Raw genomic sequence first — 25,277 nt, 5'->3', positions numbered from 1 at the left:
CCCTTCCGTGACATCGGTCGAGGCAGCTGCCCGGTACCGGTACGCCACTGGGAATCGGCGGCCCACGCCGCTCCCGGCAGGTCACACCCATAAGTCATGCCGTAGCAGCAGATATGCCGCAGCGCCCGGCAACAGACCGCTCCACAGGGGAAACGGTCGTCACTCGGGCACCGCGGCATTGCTACGTCGTCGCTGCGCCGGCTCTCGCCGACGCACACGTCGTCAGGACGCGAGTACCTCGTCGAGCAGGGCCTCGGCCTTGTCCTCGTTGGTGTTCTCCGCGAGGGCGAGCTCGCTCACCAGAATCTGGCGCGCCTTCGCGAGCATCCTCTTCTCACCGGCGGACAGTCCGCGCTCACGCTCACGCCGCCACAGGTCGCGAACCACTTCGGCGACCTTGATGACGTCACCGGAAGCGAGCTTCTCGAGATTTGCCTTGTAACGACGGGACCAGTTCGTCGGCTCTTCGGCATACGGTGCACGAAGCACCTCGAAGACCCGGTCCAGCCCGTCCTGACCAACCACGTCGCGTACGCCGACGAACTCCGCATTGTCCGCTGGCACACGAACAGTCAAGTCGCCCTGGGCGACCTTCAGCACCAAGTAGGTCTTGTCCACGCCTTTGATCTGGCGAGTTTCGATGGCCTCGATCAGCGCGGCCCCGTGATGGGGATAGACCACGGTGTCGCCAACCTTGAACGTCATGTGACAGGTACCCCTTCCGTGGCTATCCATGCTAACACGGGAACGGACCGTTCTGAATGGCGTTTTCGCAGGTCAGGGCATATCTCGGGGCTTGACAACAGTGACCGGAACGTGCTGCAAAGGGCCCCGGAAGACGGGTATTCGCAGGTCGGAGGGGCTGCACGGGTGAGCGGAAACATGCCCGTCACGTACCGGGAAGGCGGTGATCGACAGGTCGAACGTCCCGTTTTGCACGGATCCACATGAGCGAGTTCCGCTGCTCCGTTCGGCTGCTCATGGGCCCCTCGGGACCGATTCCCGAATTGATCACGAGCCGGGGTCGCGAAGAGCGTGATCAATTCCGCGAGGCCTTCACATTCCCTGCGAATACTGCTTTTCCCCGGGGGGAAACCCATCGCCCGCCACCCGAACGGCCGCTTGTCGAATATTCCCACCCCTGTTCTCGAGGAACGTTCTCGGTGAACGGTCCCGAGGAAGAGGACGGTCGCGAGGAACCTGTGTCCCGGATGTGTCGCGTGGTGTGCCGCGACCGGCGTTCTCCGGGTTGTCCCCGGCCCGTTCTCCCGGCCCGTTCCCGGCGGACCGTGAACTGCGGTCGGCTTTGCTTCCGGGAACCCGCTTCCGGGGCCTGGGGACTTGTGCGCGGACAGCGGTCGCGGGCACCTGATCGCGCTGGGGGCGGGTCGGGTGCGGCGGCGAGAGGACGGCTCGGTAACCTAGCGGCGCTGACACACCCATAGGGCGGCTCCACGCACCCGTCGTCATGACGCGTACGCAGTGCCGCCCCAGCCGCCCATCCGCGACCGGGCACGAACGTTCGGCCGCCGTAGCTCGTCAAGGAGATGCCGCCGCCGTGAGCCGCAGCCTTCGACGCGGCGTCCTCGCCGCCACCGTCCTTTCGCTCTCGATCGCCACGCTGTCCGCGTGCGGGGCGGGGAACGATGCCCAGACGTTGCAGGTCAAGCCGGACAACGCCGCGACCTCCGTCGGCGACATCAAGATCCAGAACGTCTCCGTCATCACCCAGCCCGACCTGAACGCCAAGGGCCCGGCCGTGGTGGCCGCGACGGTGTTCAACAACGGCGGCAAGGCCCAGAAGCTGACCACGATCTCCGTGGACGGGACCGGCCAGTCGGCCAAGCTCTCGCCCGCCGGCGGTGGCTCGGGCCCGATCTCCGTGCCGGCCGGCGGCTCCGTCGTGATCGGCGGCAAGGGCAACGCCTCGGCCGTCCTGGCCAGCGGCCGCGAGGCCGTCAAGGACGGGAACATGCAGCCGCTGACGTTCGCCTTCAGCTCCACCGGCAAGGTGAAGATGGACGCCGCCGTGGTCCCGGCGAAGAGCTACTTCGAGGGCTACGGGCCGTCGCAGCTGCCCCAGCCGTCCGGCTCGGCGTCCCCGTCCGGCTCCGGCAAGCCCTCCGCGTCGGGCAAGCCGTCCGATTCGGCCAGCCCCTCCGGCTCGGCCAAGCCCGGGTCGGCGCACAGCGGTCACTGACCGGCACGACGGCGGCAGCCGGCCGTCACACAGACACGTCTCAGGGGCGCCCGTCCGATCCGGACGGGCGCCCCTGAGGCGTGTTCCCGCGGCGCGCGGGGCGGGGGCACCGCCGAATGCGGCGGGCTCCCTGCCGGGTACCGGGGAGCCCACCGCCGAGGTGCGGTGCCTGGCGCTCTTTACGGCTCGAACTTGTAGCCCAGGCCGCGGACCGTGACGAGGTAGCGCGGCGCGCCCGGGTCGGGCTCGATCTTGGCGCGCAGCCGCTTGACGTGCACGTCGAGGGTCTTGGTGTCGCCCACGTAGTCGGCGCCCCAGACCCGGTCGATGAGCTGCATACGGGTCAGCACACGGCCGGCGTTGCGCAGCAGCATCTCCAGGAGGTCGAACTCCTTGAGGGGGAGGTCGACCTTGCCGCCGGAGACCGTGACGACATGGCGGTCCACGTCCATCCGGACCGGGCCGGCCTCCAGGGCCTGCGGGGTGACCTCCTCCGGCTCGCCGCGGCGGCGGAGCACCGCGCGGATGCGGGCGACCAGTTCACGGGAGGAGAAGGGCTTGGTGACGTAGTCATCGGCCCCTATTTCCAGGCCGACGACCTTGTCGATCTCGCTGTCCTTGGCGGTCACCATGATGACCGGGACATTGGAGCGGCCACGCAGCTGGCGGCAGACCTCCGTGCCGGGCAGGCCCGGCAGCATCAGGTCCAGCAGGACGAGGTCGGCGCCGTTGCGCTCGAACTCGTCCAGTCCGTCGGGGCCCGTAGCCGCGATGGCGACCTCGAAACCCTCCTTGCGGAGCATGTACGACAGTGCGTCGCTGAACGATTCCTCGTCCTCGACGACAAGCACTCGGGTCACGGAAGGACCTCCGGGGCTGGGTGAGCTGGGAGCGGATCGTTGAAGGTCTCGTACGGGCGGTCCTCGTCGTCGAGGCCCTCCGCGGACGGGTCGGCGGGCCGTTCGCGGTCGCGTACGGCTCCGGCTTCCGGGAGACGCAGGGTGAAGGTGGAGCCCTGTCCCTCAGCGCTCCACACCGTGACCTCCCCGCCGTGCGAGGCGGCCACGTGCTTGACGATGGCGAGGCCGAGACCGGTCCCGCCGGTGGCGCGCGAGCGCGCCGGGTCCACACGGTAGAACCGCTCGAAGACGCGGTCCCGGTCCTTTTCGGATATCCCGATGCCCTGGTCGGTCACCGCGATCTCGATCAGGTCGCCGCCGGGCACGGAGACACGGCGCCCGGCGATCCCGACGCGGGTGCGTGCCGGGGAGTAGTTGACGGCGTTCTCGACGAGGTTGCCCAGGGCCGCGGCGAGCTGGCCGCGGTTTCCCCATACGTGCAGGTCATCAGCACCGCCGACGGCCATGGTGATCTGTTTCGTGCCGGCCTGCTGGCGGCAGCGGTCCATCGCCTCGGCGACCAGCTCGTCGACCCGGACCGGCTCGGCGTCCTCCAGCGGGTTGTCGTTCTGCACCCGGGAGAGGTCGATGAGCTCCTGGACGAGGTTGGTCAGGCGGGTGGCCTCGTTCTGCATCCGGCCGGCGAAGCGCTCGACCGCCTCGGGGTCGTCGCTGGCGTCCATCACGGCCTCGGAGAGCAGCGACAGGGCGCCGACGGGCGTCTTGAGCTCATGGCTGACGTTGGCCACGAAGTCACGGCGGACCGCCTCTATGCGACGGGCCTCCGTGAGGTCCTCGACCAGCAGCAGGACGAGCCGGGAGCCGAGCGGGGCGACCCGGGCGGAGACCGCGAGGGCCTCGCCGCGGCCGGTGCCGCGGCGTGGCAGATCCAGCTCGACCTGGCGTATCTCGCCGTCCCTGCGGGTGTCGCGGGCCATCTGCATCATCGGCTCGACGGCGAGCTTGCCGCCGCGGACCAGCCCGAGGGCGTAGGCAGCGGAGCTGGCCTTGACGACGGAGTCGGCCTCGTCGAGGACCACGGCGGAGGAGCGGAGCACCGACAGCACGGTGTCGACCCCGGGGGGCAGCACGGCTTCCGTGTGCAGCGAGGTGCGGGTGGGTTTGGCCTGGTCACGCTCGCTCCAGCGGAACGCCAGCATGGCGAAGACACCGGTGCAGAGCCCGGCGATCGCAGCCACTGCGGCGACGGCCGCGTCCACGTTCATGACTCCAGGTTATGCGCCGGATCGGACACTTCCCCAGCCATGCGGGGCTCTGCTCGAACAGCCGTCGCCCAGAGTTCACCGTGCCGTCCACGCCGGTTCACTCCGGAGGCCGGTGCGGGGCGTGCGGCCGCCCGGCGGGTGTCCCTGGGGAAACCGGCGCTCGCGCCCTGCCGCTGTGGCGCTCGGCCAGGTGAACCGCGGGGCAGCCCCCGGGGCCGTGGATGCGTCGCCCAGAGTTCACCTTCACGTCGGTGCCGGTTCACCCGCGGTGGCACCGCAGGTCGCGCGGTACCCGCAGGGTGACGGTGCGGGTGGCGGACCGGTTCCGCACCGATGCGCGGCCGGACACCCTGAGCGACCGCGGGGCGACGACCTCCGGAGCACCGGCACCACGGAGTACCGGCTCCGAGGAGCACCGCCCTTCCGGGGCACGGGCCGCGCGGGCACCGGCCGTGAGAGCGTGGGCACAGGTCACCCTGCACCCCGTTCCACCTCCCACCCCACGCCCCACCACCACATCGAAGCGAGAGAAGGTCAAGATGCGGGACGCGTACCACGAGGAGCTGGATTCGATCGGCGAGGGCCTGGTCGAGATGGCCCGGCTCGTCGGCTCCGCGATCGGGCGCGCCACCACGGCGATCCTCGACGCGGACCTCAAGCTGGCCGAGAACGTCATCGCCGCCGACGAGAAGGTCGACGATCTCCAGCGCGATCTGGAGGCCCGCGCGATCGCCCTGCTGGCGCGGCAGCAGCCGGTCGCCACCGATCTGCGGATCGTCGTCACCTCGCTGCGGATGAGCGCCGACCTGGAGCGCTCCGGCGACCTGGCCCAGCACGTGGCCAAGCTGGCCCGGCTGCGCTTCCCGGAGACGGCCGTGCCGCGCGATCTGCACGCCACCATCCTGGAGATGGGGCAGCTGGCGCAGCGCCTGATGGCCAAGGCCGCCGAGGTCATCATCACCAAGGACGTCGATCTCGCGCTCCAGCTGGAGCAGGACGACGACGCGATGGACACGATGCACCGCACGCTCTTCCAGCACCTGATGGACGACCGCTGGAAGCACGGCATCGAGACGGCCGTGGACGTGACCCTGCTGGGCCGCTACTACGAGCGCTTCGCGGACCACGCGGTCTCCGTCGCGAAGCGGGTCGTTTACCTCGTGACCGGCGAGCACGCCGACGAGCTGGCCCCGCCGACGGCCGTGGAAGGCGCATAGCCGAGGCGCGGGAGAAGGGCGCGAGTCCGCCCCGTGAAGCGCCGCGCGCCGTTGACGTGTGCCTCCACGCGCCGTTGACGCGCCTCGTCCCCCGGGCTTGCAATGGGCACCAGGTGACCCCTAGGAGGCAATGCATGGCACCCATGGCGGACTCCCCCGTTTCCGCGCCCCACGTCGCTCCGCAGCCACCGCACTCCCTGCGCGCCGGTTGCGCCTGCGGCCCCGGCTGTAGCTGCGGCTGCCAGTCGGGCGGATCGTGCCAGTGCGGCGGCGGCTGCTAGCGACCGTCACGGCACGGCGCCCCTACGGCACAGCGCCACCGCGGCCCCGACCGGTCGATCGTCCGGTCGGGGCCGCTGCCGTGTTCCGGATTGCCCGGCCCCCTGCTTACGGGCCGGGCCTGTTGCGGAGCCGGGTCACAGGCTGATCGACAGCGGATGGATCTCGTCCGCCTTATGGCCGGTGCGCTCGTGGATGCGCTGGACGGCGCCCGCCGAGGGCGCTTCCGACAGACAGAACACATCGCCGGAGTCGGTGTCGGCCCAGGCGTGTTCGAAGGTCACGCCTTCCTCGCTCTGGATCGCGAGGTCGGCCTGGTGCGCCGCGTTGAGCTGGTCGGGCGTCACGCCCTTCATGCCGTGATGGATGTCCATGAACTTGGGCATCGCGCTCATCCTTCCGGTTGCAGACGAATGCGGCCCCTCTTCCATGCTGCATCCCCAGGCGCAGGCCGCATCCACAGACGCGGTCCGCCTCTGCCGACGCGGTCGTCACCACGGCGCACACCACGCAAAGGCCCCCGCCGGCAGCGAAAGCCGCGGACGGGGGCCGTGCGGTGCGGGGTGTTACTTCTTCTTCCCCTGGTTCTTCACTGCCTCGATGGCGGCCTTGGCGGCCTCCGGGTCGAGATAGGTGCCGCCGCGCTTGACGGGGCGGAAGTCGGCGTCCAGCTCGTAGGCGAGCGGGATGCCGGTGGGGATGTTCAGGCCGGCGATGTCCTCGTCGGAGACGCCGTCGAGGTGCTTGACCAGGGCGCGCAGGCTGTTGCCGTGGGCGGCGACCAGGACCGTCTTACCGGCGAGGAGGTCCGGGACGATGCCGTCGTACCAGTACGGCAGCATGCGGTGGACGACGTCCTTGAGGCACTCGGTCCTCGGGCGCAGCTCCGGCGGGATCGACGCGTAGCGCGGGTCGTGGGCCTGGGAGAACTCGGAGTCGTCGTCGAGCGGGGGCGGCGGGGTGTCGTACGAGCGGCGCCAGAGCATGAACTGCTCCTCGCCGAACTCGGCCAGCGTCTGTGCCTTGTCCTTGCCCTGGAGCGCACCGTAGTGGCGCTCGTTCAGCCGCCAGCTGCGGTGGACCGGGATCCAGTGCCGGTCGGCGGACTCCAGGGCCAGCTGCGCGGTGCGGATGGCGCGCTTCTGGAGGGAGGTGTGCACTACGTCGGGGAGCAGGCCGGCGTCCTTGAGCAGCTCTCCGCCGCGGACTGCCTCCTTCTCGCCCTTCTCGTTGAGATTGACGTCCACCCAGCCGGTGAACAGGTTCTTCGCGTTCCACTCGCTCTCGCCGTGGCGGAGGAGGATCAGCTTGTACGGTGCGTCGGCCATGGCGTCGAGCGTAATCCAAGTCCGCGCAGCGCCTTGCGCGGGTCCAGGACCTGGGCTTCCCGATGCCGATTGATGCTTCGCGTCAATTGAGTGGCGGCGGGGAGCGCCCCGTATGTAGGTTGCGCTCGTCGCTTGAGCCACTTACCAACACGCCCGTACTCCGCGGCCACCGCTCACGCGGAGCCGCTCCCGGCCGTCCGCCGTACCGCCCGCTTCGCTCTCCGCATCTCTGCCACGCACCGCACCGCACCACATCGTCACTCCACGGGGGAAATGTCATGTCCGCATCCACAACGAGTCCCTCCGGGCCGGCCCGTCTCCGGCGCGCCGCCAGGGAGAGCGTCTCCGGTCTCCCCCGGCAGTTCTGGTGGCTGTGGACCAGCACCTTGATCAACCGGCTGGGGGCGTTCGTCGCCACCTTCCTCGCCCTCTATCTGACCGTCGAGCGCGGCCACTCGGCCTCGTACGCGGGCCTGGTCGGTGCGCTCTACGGGCTCGGCGGAGTGATCTCGTCCGTGGGCGCCGGGGTGCTGACCGACCGGCTCGGCCGCCGGCCCACCATGCTGATCGCCCAGCTGTCGACGGCAGCGTCCGTGGCGCTGCTCGGCTTCATGGAGAGCCCGGTCGCCATCGCGGCGGTGGCGGGCGTGGTCGGCATGGCGACCAACGCCTCCCGCCCCGCCGTGCAGGCGATGATGGCGGACATCGTCGCCCCCGAGGACCGGGTCCGCGCCTTCTCCCTCAACTACTGGGCGATCAACCTCGGCTTCGCCGTCTCGTCCACCGCCGCCGGACTCATCGCCCAGCACGGCTACTTGGTCCTCTTCCTGGGCGAGGCCACGCTCGTCCTGGGCTGCGCGCTGATCGTCTTCTGGAAGCTCCCCGAATCGCGCCCCACCGCGAGCGCCCCGGCCGGGCAGGACGCCGGCGCGGCCCCCGCCCCCGTCTCCATGCTGACCGTCCTGCGCGACGGCCGTTTCATGACCGTGGTCGGCCTCAACCTGCTGCTCGCTCTGCTCTTCCAGCAGGCGTACGTGTCGATGCCCGTGTCGATGGGTCAGGACGGCTTCTCCAGCGCCGACTTCGGCCTGGTCATCGCGGTCAACGGCGTCCTCGTCGTGCTGCTCCAGATCCCCGTGACGCGCTTCATCGAACACCGCAGCCCGGCGATGCTCCTCATCTGCTCGGCCCTGCTCACCGGTTACGGCTTCGGGCTCACCGCGCTGGCGGGCTCGGTCGCCATGTACGCGGTCGCCGTCGCCGTCTGGACCCTCGGCGAGATCATCAACTCCCCCACCCAGATGGGCCTGGTGGTGCGGCTGTCCCCGCTGCACGGCCGCGGCCGCTACCAGGGCATGTACTCCCTGTCCTGGTCGATCGCCTCCCTGGCCGCCCCGTTGCTCGGCGGCACGGTGATCGACCACTACGGCGCCGATGCGCTGTGGACCGGCTGCGCGGTGATCGGCACGGTGGCCGCTCTGGGCTACGGCCTGCTGCTGCGGAGCCTGCCGGGGCAGGCGGGCGCCGGAGCGGTGGCCGGCTCCCCCACGGACACGACGCCGGCTTCGGCCATGGCACCGGTGCCGGAGGACGCCACGTCGGGTCCGGCAGCCAGGGTCGCGGCCGCGGCTACGGCTACGGCTACGGCTACGGTTTCCGCCCAGGCGTCGGCGCGGCCTTCGAAGGCGGAGTAGGGGCCGGCGGTCCGAGCGGGCGGGTGCCCGGCCGGGGCGGTCCGGCCGGGCACCCGCCCGTCATCGTGGCGTTCAGGCCTGTGCGAAACGCTCAGGCCGCGGTGCCGAAGTGCACGGTCTTCGCGGTCAGGAGGAAGACGTCGGGGCGCCGGTCGACGCCCGCCGGGTCGGCCGGGTCGAGGAGCCGGTCCAGGGTCGTCAGGTCCACGTCGTCCAGGAGGCCGGCGAGCGTGTCGCGGCAGCGCTCCAGGGACCGCCGGGCCGAGAGCCGTACGGGCTGCTCCGGGCCGTCGGCCTGCGGCGCGGGGTGGTCCACGAGGAAGGTCTTGCTCCGTACGGCGGTGAGCCCCGCGGCCCGCAGCATGCCGGACCAGCTCTCCACCACCGGCACCGCTCCGGGCAGCTCGGCCCGCATCCGGCTGAAGCGGTCGGCCATCGCCACGTCGAGCCGCTCCTGTAGGCCGGGGCGGCCGAATCCCAGGTCGCGCGGCAGCCAGCGGGGCGGCAGACCGCCCTCGACGACGGCCAGCACACCGCCGGGGGCGAGCAGCCCGGCCAGCTGGTCCAGCGCGCCCTGCTGGTCGCCCACGTGGTGCACGACCTGCGCGGTCCACACCAGGTCCGCCGGGCCCAGGCCGGCGAGCCCGGCCGGGAACTCGGCCGCCTGGGTCCGCAGCCGGACGCCGAGCCGCTCGGCCCGTTCCGCGGCGCGGGCCAGCAGCTCCGGTGTGCCGTCCACCGCGGTGACCTCGGCCTCGGGAAAGACCGACGCCATCCGGCAGGCCGCGACGCCCGGGCCGCTGCCGATGTCCAGGATGCGGCGCGGGCTCAGATCGCCGAGCTCCGCCAGGGCCTGGCGGACGTAGGGGCTGTGGGTCTCGCCCTCCAGTTCCAGCAGGTCGGCCATCGCGGCCCAGTCGAAGTCGTCGTCGTGGCCGTGGTGGTGGGGGTGGCCGTGATCGTGGGAGTGGTCGTCGTGCCGGGCTTGTGTCGTGGTCATCGCATCTGCTCCAGCCGTTCGATCGCCATCAGTACGTCTCGTCCCGCCGGTCCGGGTGACCAGTGCGTCTTCCATGGGTGAGCACCTCCTGGCGCCGACCATGCGCTCAGGAGGAGGAAGGGAGCAAACCTTGTTGCCGCTTCGGCAATAACGTCCCGTACGCGGGGCTTACGCCTCCGCACCGCCGTTCCGCGTCAGATGCGTGAACGCGTCCAGGTTGCGGGTGGATTCGCCGCGGGAGACCCGCCAGGCGTACTCCTTGCGGATGGCGGTGGCGAAGCCCATTTCCAGCAGGGTGTTGAAGCTGCCGTCGGCGTTCTCCAGCACCGTGCCGAGGATGCGGTCGAGTTCGTCGGGGGTGACGGCGGCCAGCGGGAGCTTGCCCACGAGGTAGATGTCACCGAGCTTGTCGATCGCGTAACTGACGCCGTAGAGACGGGTGTTGCGTTCGAGGAGCCAGCGGTGCACGGCCTCGTGGTTCTCGTCGGGGTGGCGGACGACGAAGGCGTTGATGGAGAGGGAGTGCCTGCCGACGATGAGCGAACAGGTCGTGGAGAGCTTGCGGGTGCCGGGGAGCTTGATGACGTAGGTGCCGTCGGAGGGCGACTCCCATTCGAGCTCGGCGTCGGCCAGGGTCCGCTCGATCACGGTCCGCGCCGTCGGAATCGTCCCGGCCGTGGTGCTGCCCACCACACCGCTCGTCTCTCGCTCGTCACCCATGGAGGGATCGTAGGTGACGGCGGTGTTCCTGCACGGCGGCGGTGTAGACGTCGCCCGTTGCCGCGGCGGCGGTGTCCCAGCCGAAGGACTGGGCGTGGCGCGCGGCGTCGGTGCCCATACGGGTGGGCAGGGCCGGGTCCGCGACGAAACGGCCGAGTGCGCGGGCGTAGTCGGCCGGGTCGTGGCCGGCGACGAGGAATCCGCTGACGCCGTCGCGTACGGCCACCGGCAGACCGCCGACCGCGGCCGCGACGACCGGGGTGCCACAGGCCTGGGCCTCGATGGCGACCAGTCCGAAGGATTCGCTGTACGAGGGCATGACCAGCACGGATGCGGCGCGGTACCAGTCGGCGAGCTGTTCCTGGCCGACCGGCGGGCGGAACTGCACCAGGTCGGCGATGCCGAGCCGGGCGGCCAGCTTCTGGAGCCCCTCGGGCTTGGCCAGGCCGCTGCCGCTGGGCCCGCCGACCACGGGCACGACCAGCCGCGAGCGCAGCGAGGGGTCCTCGGTCACCAGGGCGGCGGCGGCGCGCAGCAGGATGTCGGGAGCCTTCAGCGGCTGTATGCGGCCGGCGAAGAGCGGAATGATCGCGTCCTGCGGCAGGCCGAGGCGGGCGCGGGCGGCGGCCCGGCTCTCGGCGACCTCGCCGCCGGTGGGCCGGAAGCGGTCGAGGTTGACGCCGGGGTGCACCACGGCGACCTTGCCGGGCTCGGCCTCGTAATGCCGGGCGAGTTCGCCCGCTTCCTCGGCGGTGTTGGCTATCAGACGGTCCGCGGCGCGGACGATCTGTGTCTCGCCGATCACCCGGGCGGCCGGTTCGGGGGCGTCGCCGACGGCCAGCGCGGCGTTCTTGACCTTGGCCATGGTGTGCATCGCGTGCACCAGCGGGACGCCCCAGCGCTCGGCGGCCAACCAGCCGACATGGCCGGAGAGCCAGTAGTGGGAGTGCACCAGGTCGTAGTAACCGGGGCGGTGGCCGGCCCAGGCCTGCATCACGCCGTGGGTGAAGGCGCACAGCTGGGCGGGCAGCTCCTCCTTGGCCAGGCCCTCGTACGGGCCGGCGTCCACATGCCGTACGAGGACGCCCGGGGCGAGCTCGACGGCCGGCGGGAGGGTGCCGGTGGTGGCGCGGGTGAAGATCTCCACCTCGATGTTGATCGAGGCGAGCTTCTTGGCCAGCTCGACGATGTAGACGTTCATGCCGCCGGCGTCGCCCGTCCCGGGCTGGTGCAGCGGGGAGGTGTGGACGCTGAGCATGGCCACCCGGCGGGGACGGCGCGGGCTGCCGGGCAGGCGCAGGCGGCCCTGGCCCGCGAACTGGCCGGGGGGCCGACTGCGGAGCCGGGACACGTATGGGCTCACGTCGAGCTACCTCCTAGGCGAGGCGGGCGGCACGCCTCCGACCCCCTGCAACAACACACCCCGGCCATCCATTTCCGTCCGGCGCGCTCCGGCCGTACTTTGCCAAAGCGTGACCAAGTGTGGCCCGGGTACCGCGGCGGGCGGATTTCCCGCGTCCACCCCATACCCTCGAGGGCATGGTCCGCCGCCCCACGGTCTCCGCCGCCGCCCTCATACCCCCGCCGTCCCGGCCCGTCGGAACCGCCACCCGCGGGACCACCAACCCCAACCGGCTGCGCCGCATGGACCGCTGGATAGCGGCCGAACACGGCGCCGAGCTGCGCCGCGCCGCCGACCCCGTGGCGGTCGACCTCGGCTACGGCGCCGCGCCCTGGACCGCGGTGGAGCTGCTGGGCCGGCTGCGTACGGTCCGCCCGGACGCCCGCGTCGTCGGCATAGAGATAGATCCGGCGCGGGTCGAGGCCGCCCGGCCGTACGAGCGGCCGGGGCTGGACTTCCTCCACGGCGGCTTCGAGGTGCCGCTGCCGGGGCAGCGCAAGCGGGCACCGGTCCTCATCCGGGCCGCGAATGTGCTGCGGCAGTACGACGAGGACGAGGTGGCCGCCGTGTGGCGGCGGCTGTGCGCACGGCTGGCGCCCGGCGGGCTGCTGATAGAGGGCACCTGCGACGAGATCGGGCGGCGGCACGTGTGGGTGGCGCTGGGCCCCGAGGGGCCCCGCACGGTCACCTTCGCCGCCCGGCTCGGCTCCCTCCAGACACCCTCCGACCTGGCGGAACGCCTCCCGAAAGCGCTGATCCACCGCAATGTGCCGGGCGAGCCGGTCCATGCCTTCCTGCGGGACTTCGACCGCGCCTGGGCCACCGCCGCCCCGCTCGGCGCCCTCGGCGCCCGCCAGCGGTGGCGCGCCGCCGTACAGGCCCTGGCCACGGACTGGCCGCTGACCGGTGACCCGCGGCGCCGGCGCCAGGGGGAGGTCACGGTGCGGTGGGAGGCGCTGGCTCCTCGGGGCAGTGCGGTGGCACGCGCCCATCCGTAGGGGCGGGCGTCTCTCGACAGGGGCGGGCGTATTCCCCTAGGGACGGCCGCGTCTCCGCAGGGGCGGGCGCGTCTCCACACGGGCGGGCGCATCCCTTTTCTCTGCGGTCAGGACCGGCTTCTACGCGGTCAGGACCGGGTGCCCGAGTGTCCCCAGCTCCCGCAGCCGCCGCTCCGTCTGCGACCCGCGCTCGGCCGTGTACGTCACCAGCGCCTGGTCCGGATCGGTGCTCAGCCGGAAGCTCTCGAAGGTGACGAAGAGCTCGCCGACGTGCGGATGCACAATGCGCTTGGCACCGCGCAGGCACTCGTGCACCGACTGTGTCTCCCAGATCCGCCGGAAGTCCCGGCTGTGCAGGAGGAGTTCATTGACCACCTCGCAGATCCGCGGGTCCTCGGGGTGCCGCCCGCTCTCGGCGCGCAGATTGCCGACCACCTCCACGGCCTTCGCCTCCCAGTCCGGGTGCAGGTCGCGCGCCGCCGGGTCGAGGAAGACCAGCAGCGCGGTGTTCCGCCGGTCCGGGGCGAGCGCCGGCAGGTCGAAGGCGACCCGGCCGCCGAGCGTGTTCCAGGCCAGGATGTCCAGGCCGCGGCCGAGGACCATGGCCGGGACGGTGGTCTCCATCGCGTCCAGGAGCTGCTGGATCTCGGGGCGCACGGTCTGCCGGGGCCCGGCGCACGGGCCGCGGTCCGAGCCCGGGGCGGCAACGCAGTCCGCCGTACGGCGCCGGGGGACGGCGATGTTGCGCAGATACGTCACTTCGCCGCCGGACAGCCGCAGCGCCCGCGCGATCGCGTCCAGGACGGAGTCGGAGATGGCGGGCGCACGGCCCTGCTCGATCCGGGTGTAGTAGTCGACGCTGATGCCGGCGAGCTGGGCGACCTCCTCGCGCCGCAGCCCGCGCACCCGGCGGCGGCCGACCCCGCCGGGCAGGCCGAGGTCCGCCGGGTCGAGCGCCGCCCGGCGCGCCTTGAGGAACGAACTGATCTCGATTTCGGCGTGCAGCATCGGTCCAGTATGCGACGCACGGCCGGTCGGGTGGTTCCGCCGGACCCAGGCTGTGACGGGCCTGGTCCGCTCCTCGTACGGACAGCAAGGTGGTGCACATACGACTCAGGCGCCCCGGAGGCCGCTCCGGCACGCCCCGGGGACGGCCCCTGAGAACTCGCATAAGGAGCAGCTCATGCAGCGCAGGATCCTCGGCGGTACCGGCATCTCGGTCAGCGAGTACGCGCTCGGCGCGATGATGCTCGGCGCCTGGGGCAACACCGATCACGACGACTGCGTACGGATCGTGCACCGTGCGCTGGACGCCGGCATCAACTTCGTGGACACCGCGGACGTGTACGCCGCGGGCGAGTCCGAGGAGATCGTCGGCAAGGCGCTCAAGGGGCGCCGCGAGGACATCGTCCTGGCCACCAAGTTCTTCAACTCGATGGGACCGGACGCCAACCACGGCGGCAACTCCCGGCGTTGGATCATCCGCGCGGTGGAGGACAGCCTGCGCCGGCTGGGCACCGACTATCTCGACCTCTACCAGGTGCACCGCCCCGACCCGGCAACCGACCTCGACGAGACGCTCTCCGCGCTCTCCGACCTCGTACGGTCCGGCAAGGTGCGGGCGATCGGCACCTCCACCTTCCCGGCCGAGCAGCTCGTCGAGGCGCAGTGGACCGCCGAGCGCCGCGGCCACCTCCGCTTCCGTACCGAGCAGCCGCCGTACTCGATGCTGGCGCGCGGGGCGGAGCGGGGGGTGCTGCCGACCGCGCAGCGCTACGGCATGGGCGTGCTGACCTGGGGCCCGCTCAGCGCCGGCTGGCTCTCCGGCCGCGATCTCTCGGCCAGTTCGCGCGCGGGGCTGGAGAGCCAGAAGTTCGATCTGTCGGTGCCGGAGAACGCCCGTAAGGCGGAGGCGGTCGCCGCGCTCTCGAAGCTCGCGGCGGAAGCGGGCCTGACGCTGCCGCATCTGGCGACCGCCTTCGTACGGTCCCACCCGGCGGTGACCTCCGTGATCATCGGCCCGCGCACCCTCGACCAGCTCGACAACATGCTGGAGGGCTCCGAGGTGACGCTCGGCGCGGACGTCCTGGACCGGATCGACGCGATCGTCCCGCCGGGCACCGACCTCAACCCGGCCGACAGCTACTACCTGCCGCCGGCCCTCGCGGACGCCTCCCTGCGGCGCCGCTGAACCAGGAGCGGGGGCCGCCCATGGGCACGGGGCGGCCCCGGCCGCATCTCCCCTCCCCGCAATGCGCCGCGGCCGGGGGGCGGCTAATCCACGGAAATGAATGCCTTCTTGTTTGTCCTTTTCCCTTGCCCGGAACGCCGGGCCGCCACTGCCTCTGCGGACAGCCCACCCCGCCGGAACCGGACACAAAGAAGCCCCTCACATGTGGTGAGGGGCTTCCGGTTTATGCAAAAAATTCACTTGGCCTTTTGGTAAGCCTCACGAATCTCGGCGGGCACCCGGCCACGGTCGCTGACGTTGTACCCGCTCGACTTGGCCCAGGCCCGGATCGCGGCAGTGTCCTCATTACCGGCGGCTGCCGCCTTGCGCGGCTTACGGCCCTTCCCGGTCTTGCGGCCGGCCTTCAAGAACGGCCCCACTGCTTCCAGCAGCTGGTCGTAACTGTCCGGACTCAAATCGATCTCGTAAGTCACACCGTCAAGAGAAAGAGTGTGCGTAGCGGCCTCGGTGGACTCTTCGCCCGTGAGGTCGTCCGTGTAGATGGTGATTACCTTCTGTGCCATGCAGGCAGTGTAAACCCCTGAAATTAGCAGGCCGGCCCTTTCCCCGGCCTGCTGGTGCGACGAACTGGTTGACGGGAAAAATCCTCCGGTCCGGGCTTCGTTGCGGCAGGTGGCACTTCAAGGGACCGGCGCAGAAACGGGGCAGGACGTACGGGGGACATGGCCCATGTGAGGAGACATGGTCACGATTCCCGATCGCCCGTCAGCGTCGAATCGTGACCGATGTGGCGAGCGACGGAACCGCTGACGCAGAGGCCTCGCGCACCACCGCGCGCTCAGCCGGCGGCAGCGCCGAACCACTTGGGCAGCTGGTCGAGCAGACTCTGCTGATCTTCACCGACCCACGCCACATGGCCGTCCGGCCGCAGCAGCACCGCGGGAGCGTCCAGTTCCTCGCTGACGTCGACGACGTGGTCGACCCGGTCCGCCCAGCCCGCCACCGAGAGCCGGCCGGTCTGGTCGAGCAGCAGTCCGCGGCCGCCGTGCATCAGCCCGTAGAGGCGCCCGCGCTTCAGCCCCACGTCCCGCATCCGGCGGCCGAGAAGTTCGTGGCCCGCGCCGAAGTCGTAACGGACCCCGATCGCGATGATCTTCTCCGTCAGATGCCGGTTCACGTCCTCGAAGTCCATCAGCTCCGCCACCAGCCGGCGCACCGACCGGGCACCCGCGTCCGTGGACATCAGCACCATCTGCGCACGGGTGTTGTCCAGCACATCGGCGGCCACCGGGTGCCGTTCGGCGTGGTAGCTGTCCAGCAGCCCCTCCGGTGCCCAGCCGTTGACCGTGGCGGCCAGCTTCCAGCCGAGGTTGAACGCGTCCTGGATCCCGAGGTTGAGCCCCTGCCCGCCGGTCGGCGGGTGGATGTGCGCCGCGTCGCCGGCCAGCAGCACCCGGTCGATCCGGTAGCGCTCGGCCTGCCGGGTGGCGTCGCCGAAGCGGGAGAGCCAGCGCGGCGAGTGCACGCCGAAGTCGGTGCCGGCGTATGCCCGCAGCTGTTGCTTGAACTCCTCGAGGGTCGGCGGGACCGTGCGGTCCTCGGCCACCCCCTCGGCGGGCACGACGACGCGGTACACCCCGTCGTCCCCCATGGGCCCGGCGCCGAACCGAAGTTGGGTCTTGCGGACCTCGGCCATCACGGCGGCCAGCGTCTCCGGCGGCACGGCCACCTCCATCTCGCCCAGCAGCGTCTCGACCCTGCTGGGCTCACCGGGGAAGCCGACGCCGAGCAGCTTGCGCACCGCGCTGCGGCCGCCGTCGCAGCCGACGAGGTAGCGCGAGCGCAGCTGCGTGGAGTCGGCCAGCTCGACGGTCACCCCCTGGTCGTCCTGGCTCAGCCCGACCAGTTCGCAGCCGCGCCGGATCTCGACGCCGGCTTCGAGGGCGTGCTCGGTCAGCAGGCGATCGGTGGTGGGCTGCGGGATACCGAGGACGTACGCATGTGCGGTGTCCAGCCGCTCCGGCGACGGCTTGGCGATGCCGGCGAAGAAACCACCGGCCGGATACTGCTTGCCGAGCGCGAGGAACCGCTCCAGCAGACCGCGCTGGTCCATCACCTCGATGCTGCGCGCGTGCAGGCCGAGCGCGCGGACATATGCGGTCGGCTCCGTCTCCTTCTCCAGCACGACCACGTGCACACCGTGCAGCCGCAATTCGCACGCCAGCATCAACCCGGTCGGTCCACCGCCGGCAACGATCACGTCGATCATCAAAACCCCCGCCTCACCACGTCGCATTCTTCGAAGCCGACTCCGCCGGTTCTGGCTTCGGCCGGTGATTCTGCGGCACGACGGGGGTCTTGCCGCAAGCCCCCCGGTGCGCTATATGTTAAGAGTGGCGAGGAGTGGGTGATCTTCTTTCCTTCGTGAGGCCCCTATCGAGCCCCTTGTCGAGCCCTTGCCGAGCCCCTCCGTGAGCCCGGCGTCCTGGCGCATCGCGCCGCACCGGTTCTCCCCCGCATCCACGTCACCCTCGCAGTCCCTCCCCGGTGGCGTGGAAAGCACTGAGCAGTGCGTCGACCAGCTCCTTGTCCCGCTCCTGCGTGAGGTAACCGCGTGCAGCGGCAGGGGGCGCCCACAGCATCCGGTCGACCTCGTCGTTCGGCTCGAACGCGCCGCCGGTGGCTTCGGCCGCCCAGTAGCGGACCTCCTTGGGGCGGTCGTCGACCAAGTACCGGAGGGTGGCCAGCTCCGGGCCGAGTTCGCAGGTCATGCCGGTCTCTTCGAGCGTTTCCCGCACCGCCGCATGCCGGGGGTCCTCCCCGCGCTTCAGCTTGCCCTTCGGGTGGGACCAGTCTCCCCACTTCGGGCGTCTGATCAGGGCAAGTTCGATGCCGTCGCCTGACGATGACCGGCGCCACAGGACGCATCCCGCCGCGCGAATGGGCTTCTGAGGCACCGTCACATCATCACCTCCTCCCGGTCCGCCGTGCCGTTCGCCGTTCCGGTTCCCCGGCGTATTCCTCGCTCCTCGCTCCTCGCTCCTCGCTCCTCGGCCCTTTCCGGTCTTCGGTCCGTGCTCTGGTCTTCCGTCCGTGCTCAGCTCTTGCGCTCCGGGGTCCGCGGCAGCCATACCCGGCCGAAGGCGAACCGGGCCGCCTCCACCTCGTGCCGCTGGTCGGCGTGCAGCACTCCCAGGGCGTACGCCGTGGCCGGGGCGATCCGCGGGGTGCGGGCCGCCGCGGCGGCGGCTGCGGCGGCCTCCGCGGCGTCGCGGTGCCACTCCAGCGCCCGGCCGGCCTCCGCCAGGCGGGTGTCGGCGTACTCCGGCGCGAGCACCTCCCGGGCGTAACGGCTCAGCCGTACCAGCATCCGGACCTGGTGCCAGGGCGCGTCCTGGCGCTGGTCGGCGGAGAGCGCCGCGGCGTTGTACGGGTAGCCCGCGCGGGACAGCGGCAGTGCGGCGACCGCCTCGGCGAGCTGTCGGTGCGCCTGCTCGGCGAGTGGCGGCAGCGCCTCACCGGCCGAGCGCTCGGCGGCCGTACGGGTCAGCGGCGCCTCGGAGGCGAGCACCGCCACGGAGTCGGCGACGGCGTGGAAGCGGGAGGAGCCCAGGGCCTGCAACGCGGCGGAGTGGGCGCGGGTGCGGGCGAGGGTGAGCTGGCGGTCCAGCAGCGCTCCGGCCCGCGCGGCACCGGCCGACAGCGCGCCGTCATCCGGTTCGGCGGCGGGAGCCGATGACGCGGTGGCGGGCGGACCGGCGGCCCGTGCGGCCGGTCCGGTGGCGGAGCTCGTGGTTGTACGGTCTCCCCGTTTGGCGCGGTCCGGCCGGCCCTGTCGGTCGGACCGGTCGGGGCGCTCGCCGCGGCCCGTCAGCCGCTGAAGTGCCGCCATGAGCCGCTCGCGGCGGGCGGCGCAGGCCTGTTCGCGGGCGAGGGTGCCGGACAACCAGCCCAGTTCGGAACGGAGTTGGTCGGCCCAGGCCTCCTCGGTCAGCGGGCGGAAGGTGTGCAGGGTGGCACTGATCCGGCGGGCGGCGCGGCGCAGCTGCCAGGCGGCCTCGCCGGCGCCCTCCGCGTCTGAACCGCTCTCCCGGTGCAGGCGCAGGCTGCGCAGAAAGTCCGCGGACTGCTGGTGCAGATAGCCGGCGAGCACCTCCTCGGCCGTACGGGCGGCGAGGACGGTGCTGATGTCGCCGCCGGGGCCGGTGCCGTCGTCGCCGGGGGAGCCGGGGGTCATAAGCGGCCGGTGCACGGAGCCGTCCCGTCCGCAGGAGGCGTCGTCCGGCCCGTGGATGCCGTCGTCGCCTCCGTACGGGCCGTCCACCACCGCGGAACGGGCTCCGGGCGCTGCGCCGAAGTCGTATCCGGTTCCGATGAGGCCCGCCGGCCCTCCGGTCGGCTGGTCATGTCGCTGGGCCACGCCGGCGCCTCCGGGCGTCAATGAGCATTTCCTGAATGTTGCGCAGCGGCGCGCCGTCCGCGTCCACCGCATGCCGGGTCCAGTCGCCGTCCGGGCCCAGGTGCCAGGAGGACGTGGAGCCGGACATCCCCGTCTCCAGCATCCGGTTCAGGGAGGCGCGGTGCGCCGGGTCGGCGACCCGCACCAGTGCCTCGATCCGGCGGTCCAGGTTCCGGTGCATCATGTCGGCGCTGCCCAGCCACACTTCGGGCTCGCCGCCGTTGCCGAAGATGAAGACCCGGGAGTGTTCCAGGAAGCGGCCGAGGATGCTGCGGACGCGGATGTTCTCGCTCAGGCCGGGGACTCCCGGGCGCAGCGCACAGATTCCGCGCACCAGGACATCGACCGGCACACCGGCCTGGGAGGCGCGGTAGAGCGAGTCGATGACGGCCTCGTCGACCATCGAGTTGACCTTCATGCGGACGTAGGCAGGACGGCCCGCCCGCTGGGTCGCGATCTCCTTCTCGATGCGCTGCACCAGGCCGTCCCGCAGGGACTTGGGGGCGACCAGGAGACGGCGGTAGGTCTCCCGGCGTGAGTAGCCGGAGAGCCGGTTGAAGAGATCGGAGAGGTCGGCGCCGACCTGCGGGTCGGCGGTGAGCAGGCCGAGGTCCTCGTAGAGCCGGGCCGTCTTGGGGTGGTAATTGCCGGTCCCCACATGGGAGTAGCGGCGCAGCATCTCGCCTTCCTGGCGGACGACGAGGGAGAGCTTGCAGTGTGTCTTGAGGCCGACCAGGCCGTAGACGACATGGCAGCCGGCCTCCTCCAGCTTGCGCGCCCACTTGATGTTGGCCTGTTCGTCGAAACGGGCCTTGATCTCGACGAGGACGAGCACCTGCTTGCCGGATTCCGCGGCGTCTATCAGCGCGTCCACGATCGGCGAGTCGCCGGAGGTGCGGTAAAGCGTCTGCTTGATCGCGAGCACGTCCGGGTCGGCGGCGGCCTGCTCCAGGAACGCCTGGACAGAGGTGGAGAAGGAGTCGTAGGGGTGGTGGAGGAGGACGTCGCGGTTGCGCAGGGCGGCGAAGATGTCCGGCGCGGACGCCGACTCCACCTCGGCGAGGTCGCGGTGGGTGCCGGCGACGAACTTGGGGTACTTGAGCTCGGGCCGGTCCAGCGCTCCTATGCCGAAGAGGCCGGTCAGGTCCAGCGGGCCGGGCAGCGGATAGACCTCGGCGTCGGAGACCTTCAGCTCCTGGACGAGCAGGTCGAGCACGGCCGGGTCGATGGACTCCTCGACCTCCAGGCGCACCGGGGGCCCGAAGCGCCGCCGCATCAGCTCCTTCTCCAGGGCCTGGAGGAGGTTCTCCGCGTCGTCCTCCTCGACCTCCAGGTCTTCGTTGCGGGTGACCCGGAACATGTGGTGCGCGCGCACCTCCATGCCCGGGAACAGCTCCTCCAGGTGGGCGGCGATGACGTCCTCGATGGGGACGTAGCGCTGCGGGGATGCCTCCAGGAAGCGGGAGAGCAGCGGCGGCACCTTGACCCGCGCGAAGTGGTCATGGCCGCTGACCGGGTTGCGCACGACGACGGCCAGGTTCAGCGAGAGGCCGGAGATGTACGGGAAGGGGTGCGCGGGGTCCACCGCCAGGGGCGTGAGCACCGGGAAGATCTGCTGGCGGAAGAGGGTGAACAGGCGGGCCTGCTCCTTCTCGGTCAGCTCGGGCCAGCGGATCAGATGGATGCCGTGGTCGGCGAGCTCGGGGGCGATGTCCTGCTGGAAGCAGGCGGCATGCCGGGCCATGAGCTCACGCGAGCGGGTCCAGATCAGGTCCAGCACCTCGCGGGGCTGGAGTCCGGACGCGGAGCGGGTGGCGACGCCGGTGGCTATCCGTCGCTTGAGTCCGGCCACCCGGACCATGAAGAACTCGTCCAGGTTGCTGGCGAAAATCGCAAGGAAGTTCGCCCGTTCGAGGAGGGGGGTGGCCGGGTCCTCGGCGAGTTCGAGCACGCGCTCGTTGAAGGCCAGCCAGCTGCGCTCGCGGTCCAGGAACCGGTCGCCGGGCAGCTCCTCGCCGTCGGCGCCCACCACGCCCTCGTCCTCGTACGCATCGGGATCGGCGTCCAGGTCGGGCTCCAGTCCGGGCACCGTGCCCCGGACCGCCTGCGGGCGGTGCGCGGCGATGGAGCCCACGGAAGGCTGAGCCGAGGGGGCCGCGGCCCGCGGGGGCTGCGGGGTCGGCGTCTCGGGCTGGGCCTGTGCCTCAGCGCTGGGCTGCTGGTTCATGACCTTATTCTTCCGCGTCCTGGGGGTTCCAGGCGCGTCAGGGAATGGCGGCGGCGCGAGATGGAGCCTCGGGTGGGGGACGTTCGGCACAGCGGGCTGCATTCACCGATGCTCGCAAGCGACGTTGAATCGCCGGTGAAGCGGATATGGCGGCCAGGCAAGCGGGGTGCTACTCCCAGGCGTTTTCCGGGGCAGCCGGAGGCTGTTGCCGGGGGCCGGTGGCCGTGCCCGGGGCCGGGAGGGCTCCTGGGGCGGTGCGGTCCGGGGCCCGGTATCCGGTGCCGCCGCCGGGGTGCGTCCCCCTGTGCTTCCCCCGGGGCAGCCTTTGTCACACGCATGGTGCCTCCCGGGATGCGGAGCGCCGTGGCCCCGCATCCCGGGAGGCATGCGGGGGCCGCCGCGGCATCCCCCGTTTCCCGTCTTTGCGCCCGGGGCCGGCCGCCGGCCGGACCCGGGCCGCCCGTTTTTCGGCCGGGCCGCCCGTTCCGTTTCAGCCGGGCCGCCCGTTTCAGCCGTGCCGGCGCCGCATCACCCGGAAGGCGATCACCGTCAGCACCGCCGCCACCGCCAGCACGATCCCGGCTTCGATCCACGCCAGCGGCCAGTGCTGCGACACGGGGTGGTGCTCCATGTACTGGCCGGCCACATCGTGCTGCCGCAGACAGGCCTCGTAGCTGGGGGCGGGATCGCACGGGGCGTCGGACAGCCGGGCGCCGGACCGGGTGTAGTTGCCCTGGCCCACCATCCACGCGTCGTCCGGCAGCTGGGCCGGCCGGCTGTTCGGGAACTCGGCCGTCACGGCCGGCAGCAGGTACGGCCTGAGCTGGGCCAGCGCAACCTGCACCACCACCACGGCGGCGAGCGTGACGCCCATCGACAGCACCGTACGGCGCAGCAGCAGACCGGCCAGTACGCCGACCGCCAGGGCCAGCAGGGAGTAGGCGACGGGCACCGGGCCGAGCGACTGGAAGCCGAGGGCCGAGTACCAGTAGAAGCCGGAGACCTCGTCACCGGCGACCTGCCAGAGCCAGCTGAAGACCAGCGACAGCCCCGTGGTGGCGGTGAGGACGATCAGCGCGGGCAGACCGGTCTTCGCCGCCAGCCAGCGCAGCGGGCCGACCGACTGGGTCAGTACGAGCTTGTCGGTGCCGGCCTCCAGCTCCCGGGCGATCAGCGGGGCGCCGAGGAACAGCCCGATCAGTGCGGGCAGCAGCACCAGGCCCACTTCGACGAGCCGCAGGGGCGAGCCGTAGGTGTTGCGGAACTCGGTGACCGCCTCCTGGGCGTCGGCACAGCGCGGGACGAGGGAGATCTGCGAACAGCCGGCGATGTGGTGGGAGTCGATGAACCCGGCCATCTGGCCGCGCAGCACCGCGCAGAAGACCGCGCCGGCGACCGCCGCGGCCAGCAGCACGCCGAAGACCAGGCGGTGCTGGCGCCACACGAGCCACACGAGCCCGCCCAGCGGCCCACGGCCGTCCGCCTGGCGGGTGCCGCCCGGACCGCCCGTTGTGCCGCGCCCGTTCGTGCCGGGGTGTGCCGTGGTGGTCATGCTGCCGCTCCCTTGCCGCTGTGGTGGTCGTACCGTGTGCCCGCCGCGCCGCCCGGCGGGCCTTTCCAGCCGCCCGTACGGCCTGTGGGGCCGGGCGGTCCGTTGCGCGGCATACCGGGAATCCCCGGCTTGTTGCCCGGCCGGCGGCGCCACCGCGCCGCGACCGGCTCCGCGCTCGGCGCTATCAGTGCGGGCGCGTCGGGCGCGCGCAGATAAGCGAGCAGAAGTTCCTCCAGGGACGGTTCCACGGTCTCCCAGGGCCCGGCGGCGACCGCACCCTTGCGCCGTACGACGGCGGTGAAGTGGCGCCCTGACGTCTGTGTGTCGATGACCGTGTGCGCCGCGACCGCGGGCGGCAGCGCCCCGTCCCGGTGCGCCCCCAGCACCAGGGCATGCGCCCCGATGACGTCGTCGATCTCGCCCGCGAGCCGCATCCGGCCGCCGCCCAGCACCAGCAGATAGTCACAGACCCCGTCGAGCTCGGCGAGCAGGTCCGAGGACAGCACGACGGTGGTGCCGTGCTCGGCGGCCCGGGCCAGCAGCAGTGCGGTGACCCGGTGCCGTACGAGCGGATCGAGGCCGGCCAGCGGCTCGTCCAGCAGCAGGAGTTCGGGGCTCCTGGCGAAGGCGAGGGCGAGCCCGAGGAGGGTCCGCTGCCCGCCGGAGAGAGCGCCGACCCGGGCGTCGAGGGGCATCCGGCCCTCCTGGACGACGCGCTCGGCGCACCGCCCGTCCCAGCGGCCGGGGTTGAGCTCGCGGCCCAGCCGCAGCGTCTCGGCCACCGTCAGCCGGGGGTAGAGCGGCTTGCCCTGGGTGAGGTGGGCGACCCGGGCGCGGCCCGCGGCGGTGTCCGGGGCCGCGCCGCCGACCCGTACGGTCCCCTCGCTGGGGCGGACCAGGCCGGAAGCCAGCGAGAACAGGGTGCTCTTCCCGGCGCCGCCGGGCCCGACCAGTGCACAGATACGGCCGGCCGGCAGCCGGAAGGTGCAGTCGCGCAGCGCCCAGCGGCGGCGGTAGCGCCTGCCGAGGCCGATCGCCTCGATGGCGGTGCGCCCCGAGGCCCGGCCGGTCACCTCTTCCGTGGCCATCGGCCGCATCACCCGTCCCCCTAAGCCATTCCACTAATTAAGTAGTGAAAGGGTGGGGGAAATGGGCTGCACCTGTCAACCTCCGCTGCATACGCTTCCGGTGTGCCCCCTTCTTCCGCACCCGTGACGCCGCCGCTGCCGTACACCCCCGGCTACCCGGTACGCACCGAGCGCCTGGATCTGCGCCCCGTCCTCCACGACGACTTCGCCGCGATCCACGCCTACCAGCGCCGCCCCGAGGTCTGCCGCTACCTCTACTGGGGCCCCTTCGACGAGGCCGGTTCGCGGGCCTCCGTCGACGCCAAGACCACCCGCACCACGCTGCGCGAGTCCGGCGACGTCCTCCAGCTCGCCGTCGTCGTCCGCGAGAGCGGCACCCTGGTCGGCGACGTCACCCTCGTCTGGAAGAGCCGGGCACACCGCCAGGGCGGCATCGGCTACGTCTTCCACCCGGACCACGCCGGTCACGGCTACGCCACCGAGGCGAGCCGGGCGCTGCTGAAACTGGGCTTCGAGGAGCTGCACCTCCACCGCATCCAGGCCGAGTTGGACGGGCGCAACACCGCCTCGGCCCGGGTGCTCGAACGGCTGGGGATGCGCCGGGAGGGCCATCTGCGGGAGAACGAGTTCCTCGACGGGGAGTGGAGCGACGAGGTCGTCTACGCGATGCTGGCGCGCGAGTGGCGGGCGCAGCAGGAGGAGCAGGAGGAGCGGCGGCAACAGCCGGACGAGCGCGCCCGGCAGCAATGACGAACGGGGCGGGCCCTCGTGGGCCCGCCCCGCGGCGGCGCTCGTCC

Annotated in this window: 22 protein-coding genes; 6 read left to right on the top strand and 16 right to left on the bottom strand. The window is 71.7% G+C overall.

Going from position 1 to position 25,277, the window contains the following annotated elements; genetic code table 11:
* Nucleotides 1-222: 222 nt before the first annotated feature.
* Nucleotides 223-705, bottom strand: a complete 483-nt coding sequence (locus IF67_RS0136030; protein WP_003953493.1) for a CarD family transcriptional regulator — start codon at nt 703-705, stop codon at nt 223-225.
* Nucleotides 706-1,558: 853 nt separating this feature from the next.
* Between IF67_RS0136030 and IF67_RS0136025 the strand changes: the two genes are divergently transcribed.
* Entirely contained in the window at nt 1,559-2,200 is a 642-nt protein-coding gene (locus IF67_RS0136025; RefSeq protein WP_030992898.1) for a hypothetical protein, read from the top strand.
* A 179-nt stretch (nt 2,201-2,379) separates the two neighbouring features.
* On the opposite strand, the gene IF67_RS0136020 is transcribed toward IF67_RS0136025, so the two are convergent.
* The gene (locus IF67_RS0136020) at nt 2,380-3,060 is read right to left on the bottom strand and encodes a response regulator transcription factor (protein ID WP_006603892.1); all 681 of its coding nucleotides are present in this window, start codon (nt 3,058-3,060) and stop codon (nt 2,380-2,382) included.
* On the bottom strand, nt 3,057-4,325 hold the full coding sequence (locus IF67_RS0136015; protein WP_030992895.1) for a sensor histidine kinase: 1,269 nt from the start codon (nt 4,323-4,325) through the stop codon (nt 3,057-3,059). Before IF67_RS0136015 ends, IF67_RS0136020 begins: the two co-directional genes overlap by 4 nt.
* Before the next feature lie 539 nt (nt 4,326-4,864).
* Between IF67_RS0136015 and phoU the strand changes: the two genes are divergently transcribed.
* Complete coding sequence (gene phoU / locus IF67_RS0136005) at nt 4,865-5,542, top strand: phosphate signaling complex protein PhoU (protein WP_030080899.1); 678 nt, start codon at nt 4,865-4,867, stop codon at nt 5,540-5,542.
* A 416-nt stretch (nt 5,543-5,958) separates the two neighbouring features.
* On the opposite strand, the gene IF67_RS0136000 is transcribed toward phoU, so the two are convergent.
* Both IF67_RS0136000 and IF67_RS0135995 read right to left on the bottom strand, forming a co-directional pair.
* Complete coding sequence (locus IF67_RS0136000; protein WP_030992890.1) at nt 5,959-6,207, bottom strand: SCO4226 family nickel-binding protein; 249 nt, start codon at nt 6,205-6,207, stop codon at nt 5,959-5,961.
* Nucleotides 6,208-6,387: 180 nt separating this feature from the next.
* Nucleotides 6,388-7,149 carry a phosphoglyceromutase gene (locus IF67_RS0135995; RefSeq protein WP_030992888.1) on the bottom strand — a complete coding sequence of 254 codons (762 nt, stop codon included), beginning with the start codon at nt 7,147-7,149 and terminating at the stop codon, nt 6,388-6,390.
* A 278-nt stretch (nt 7,150-7,427) separates the two neighbouring features.
* On the opposite strand from IF67_RS0135995, the gene IF67_RS0135990 reads away from it, so the two are divergent.
* The gene (locus IF67_RS0135990) at nt 7,428-8,843 is read left to right on the top strand and encodes an MDR family MFS transporter (protein ID WP_078889844.1); all 1,416 of its coding nucleotides are present in this window, start codon (nt 7,428-7,430) and stop codon (nt 8,841-8,843) included.
* A 91-nt stretch (nt 8,844-8,934) separates the two neighbouring features.
* On the opposite strand, the gene IF67_RS0135985 is transcribed toward IF67_RS0135990, so the two are convergent.
* The 3 genes from IF67_RS0135985 to mshA all read right to left on the bottom strand — a co-directional run bounded on the left by IF67_RS0135985 (nt 8,935) and on the right by mshA (nt 11,926).
* Nucleotides 8,935-9,843: a class I SAM-dependent methyltransferase gene (locus IF67_RS0135985; protein WP_078889843.1), complete on the bottom strand. Its 909-nt coding sequence runs from the start codon at nt 9,841-9,843 to the stop codon at nt 8,935-8,937.
* A 168-nt stretch (nt 9,844-10,011) separates the two neighbouring features.
* Nucleotides 10,012-10,563, bottom strand: a complete 552-nt coding sequence (locus tag IF67_RS0135980) for a YbjN domain-containing protein (protein WP_030992885.1) — start codon at nt 10,561-10,563, stop codon at nt 10,012-10,014.
* On the bottom strand, nt 10,556-11,926 hold the full coding sequence (gene mshA / locus IF67_RS0135975; protein WP_030992884.1) for a D-inositol-3-phosphate glycosyltransferase: 1,371 nt from the start codon (nt 11,924-11,926) through the stop codon (nt 10,556-10,558). Before mshA ends, IF67_RS0135980 begins: the two co-directional genes overlap by 8 nt.
* 176 nt (nt 11,927-12,102) lie before the next feature.
* Here mshA and IF67_RS0135970 point away from each other — a divergent pair, with 176 nt between their 5' ends.
* Entirely contained in the window at nt 12,103-12,963 is an 861-nt protein-coding gene (locus IF67_RS0135970; protein WP_030992883.1) for a class I SAM-dependent methyltransferase, read from the top strand.
* 120 nt (nt 12,964-13,083) lie between these two features.
* On the opposite strand, the gene IF67_RS0135965 is transcribed toward IF67_RS0135970, so the two are convergent.
* A complete protein-coding gene (locus IF67_RS0135965; protein ID WP_030992882.1) occupies nt 13,084-13,971 on the bottom strand; it encodes a helix-turn-helix transcriptional regulator in 888 nt (295 codons plus the stop codon).
* A gap of 175 nt (nt 13,972-14,146) precedes the next feature.
* On the opposite strand from IF67_RS0135965, the gene IF67_RS0135960 reads away from it, so the two are divergent.
* Complete coding sequence (locus IF67_RS0135960) at nt 14,147-15,154, top strand: aldo/keto reductase (RefSeq protein WP_030992881.1); 1,008 nt, start codon at nt 14,147-14,149, stop codon at nt 15,152-15,154.
* Between the two features lie 236 nt (nt 15,155-15,390).
* On the opposite strand, the gene IF67_RS0135955 is transcribed toward IF67_RS0135960, so the two are convergent.
* The 7 genes from IF67_RS0135955 to IF67_RS0135925 form a co-directional block, all read right to left on the bottom strand.
* Entirely contained in the window at nt 15,391-15,717 is a 327-nt protein-coding gene (locus tag IF67_RS0135955) for a histone-like nucleoid-structuring protein Lsr2 (RefSeq protein ID WP_030080924.1), read from the bottom strand.
* Between the two features lie 275 nt (nt 15,718-15,992).
* Nucleotides 15,993-17,423 (bottom strand): rifampin monooxygenase, encoded by a 1,431-nt coding sequence (gene rox / locus IF67_RS0135950; protein WP_030992880.1) that lies wholly within the window; start codon nt 17,421-17,423, stop codon nt 15,993-15,995.
* Between the two features lie 256 nt (nt 17,424-17,679).
* The gene (locus tag IF67_RS0135945) at nt 17,680-18,117 is read right to left on the bottom strand and encodes an NUDIX hydrolase (protein WP_030992879.1); all 438 of its coding nucleotides are present in this window, start codon (nt 18,115-18,117) and stop codon (nt 17,680-17,682) included.
* A gap of 134 nt (nt 18,118-18,251) precedes the next feature.
* The gene (locus IF67_RS0135940; RefSeq protein ID WP_030992874.1) at nt 18,252-19,595 is read right to left on the bottom strand and encodes a CHAD domain-containing protein; all 1,344 of its coding nucleotides are present in this window, start codon (nt 19,593-19,595) and stop codon (nt 18,252-18,254) included.
* Nucleotides 19,558-21,840, bottom strand: a complete 2,283-nt coding sequence (locus IF67_RS0135935) for an RNA degradosome polyphosphate kinase (RefSeq protein ID WP_030992872.1) — start codon at nt 21,838-21,840, stop codon at nt 19,558-19,560. The genes IF67_RS0135940 and IF67_RS0135935 overlap by 38 nt, the downstream gene beginning before the upstream one ends.
* A gap of 508 nt (nt 21,841-22,348) precedes the next feature.
* Complete coding sequence (locus IF67_RS0135930) at nt 22,349-23,392, bottom strand: ABC transporter permease (protein ID WP_030992871.1); 1,044 nt, start codon at nt 23,390-23,392, stop codon at nt 22,349-22,351.
* Nucleotides 23,389-24,480 carry an ABC transporter ATP-binding protein gene (locus IF67_RS0135925; RefSeq protein ID WP_078889848.1) on the bottom strand — a complete coding sequence of 364 codons (1,092 nt, stop codon included), beginning with the start codon at nt 24,478-24,480 and terminating at the stop codon, nt 23,389-23,391. The genes IF67_RS0135930 and IF67_RS0135925 overlap by 4 nt, the downstream gene beginning before the upstream one ends.
* 102 nt (nt 24,481-24,582) lie before the next feature.
* Between IF67_RS0135925 and IF67_RS0135920 the strand changes: the two genes are divergently transcribed.
* Complete coding sequence (locus IF67_RS0135920; RefSeq protein WP_063754428.1) at nt 24,583-25,230, top strand: GNAT family N-acetyltransferase; 648 nt, start codon at nt 24,583-24,585, stop codon at nt 25,228-25,230.
* The last annotated feature ends 47 nt before the right edge of the window (nt 25,231-25,277 follow it).

This window comes from Streptomyces sp. NRRL S-1813 (assembly GCF_000719605.1).
GTDB lineage: Bacteria > Actinomycetota > Actinomycetes > Streptomycetales > Streptomycetaceae > Streptomyces > Streptomyces decoyicus.
Note: the sequence above shows the minus strand (reverse complement) of the source record. Positions and strands in the feature narration are given on the sequence as shown.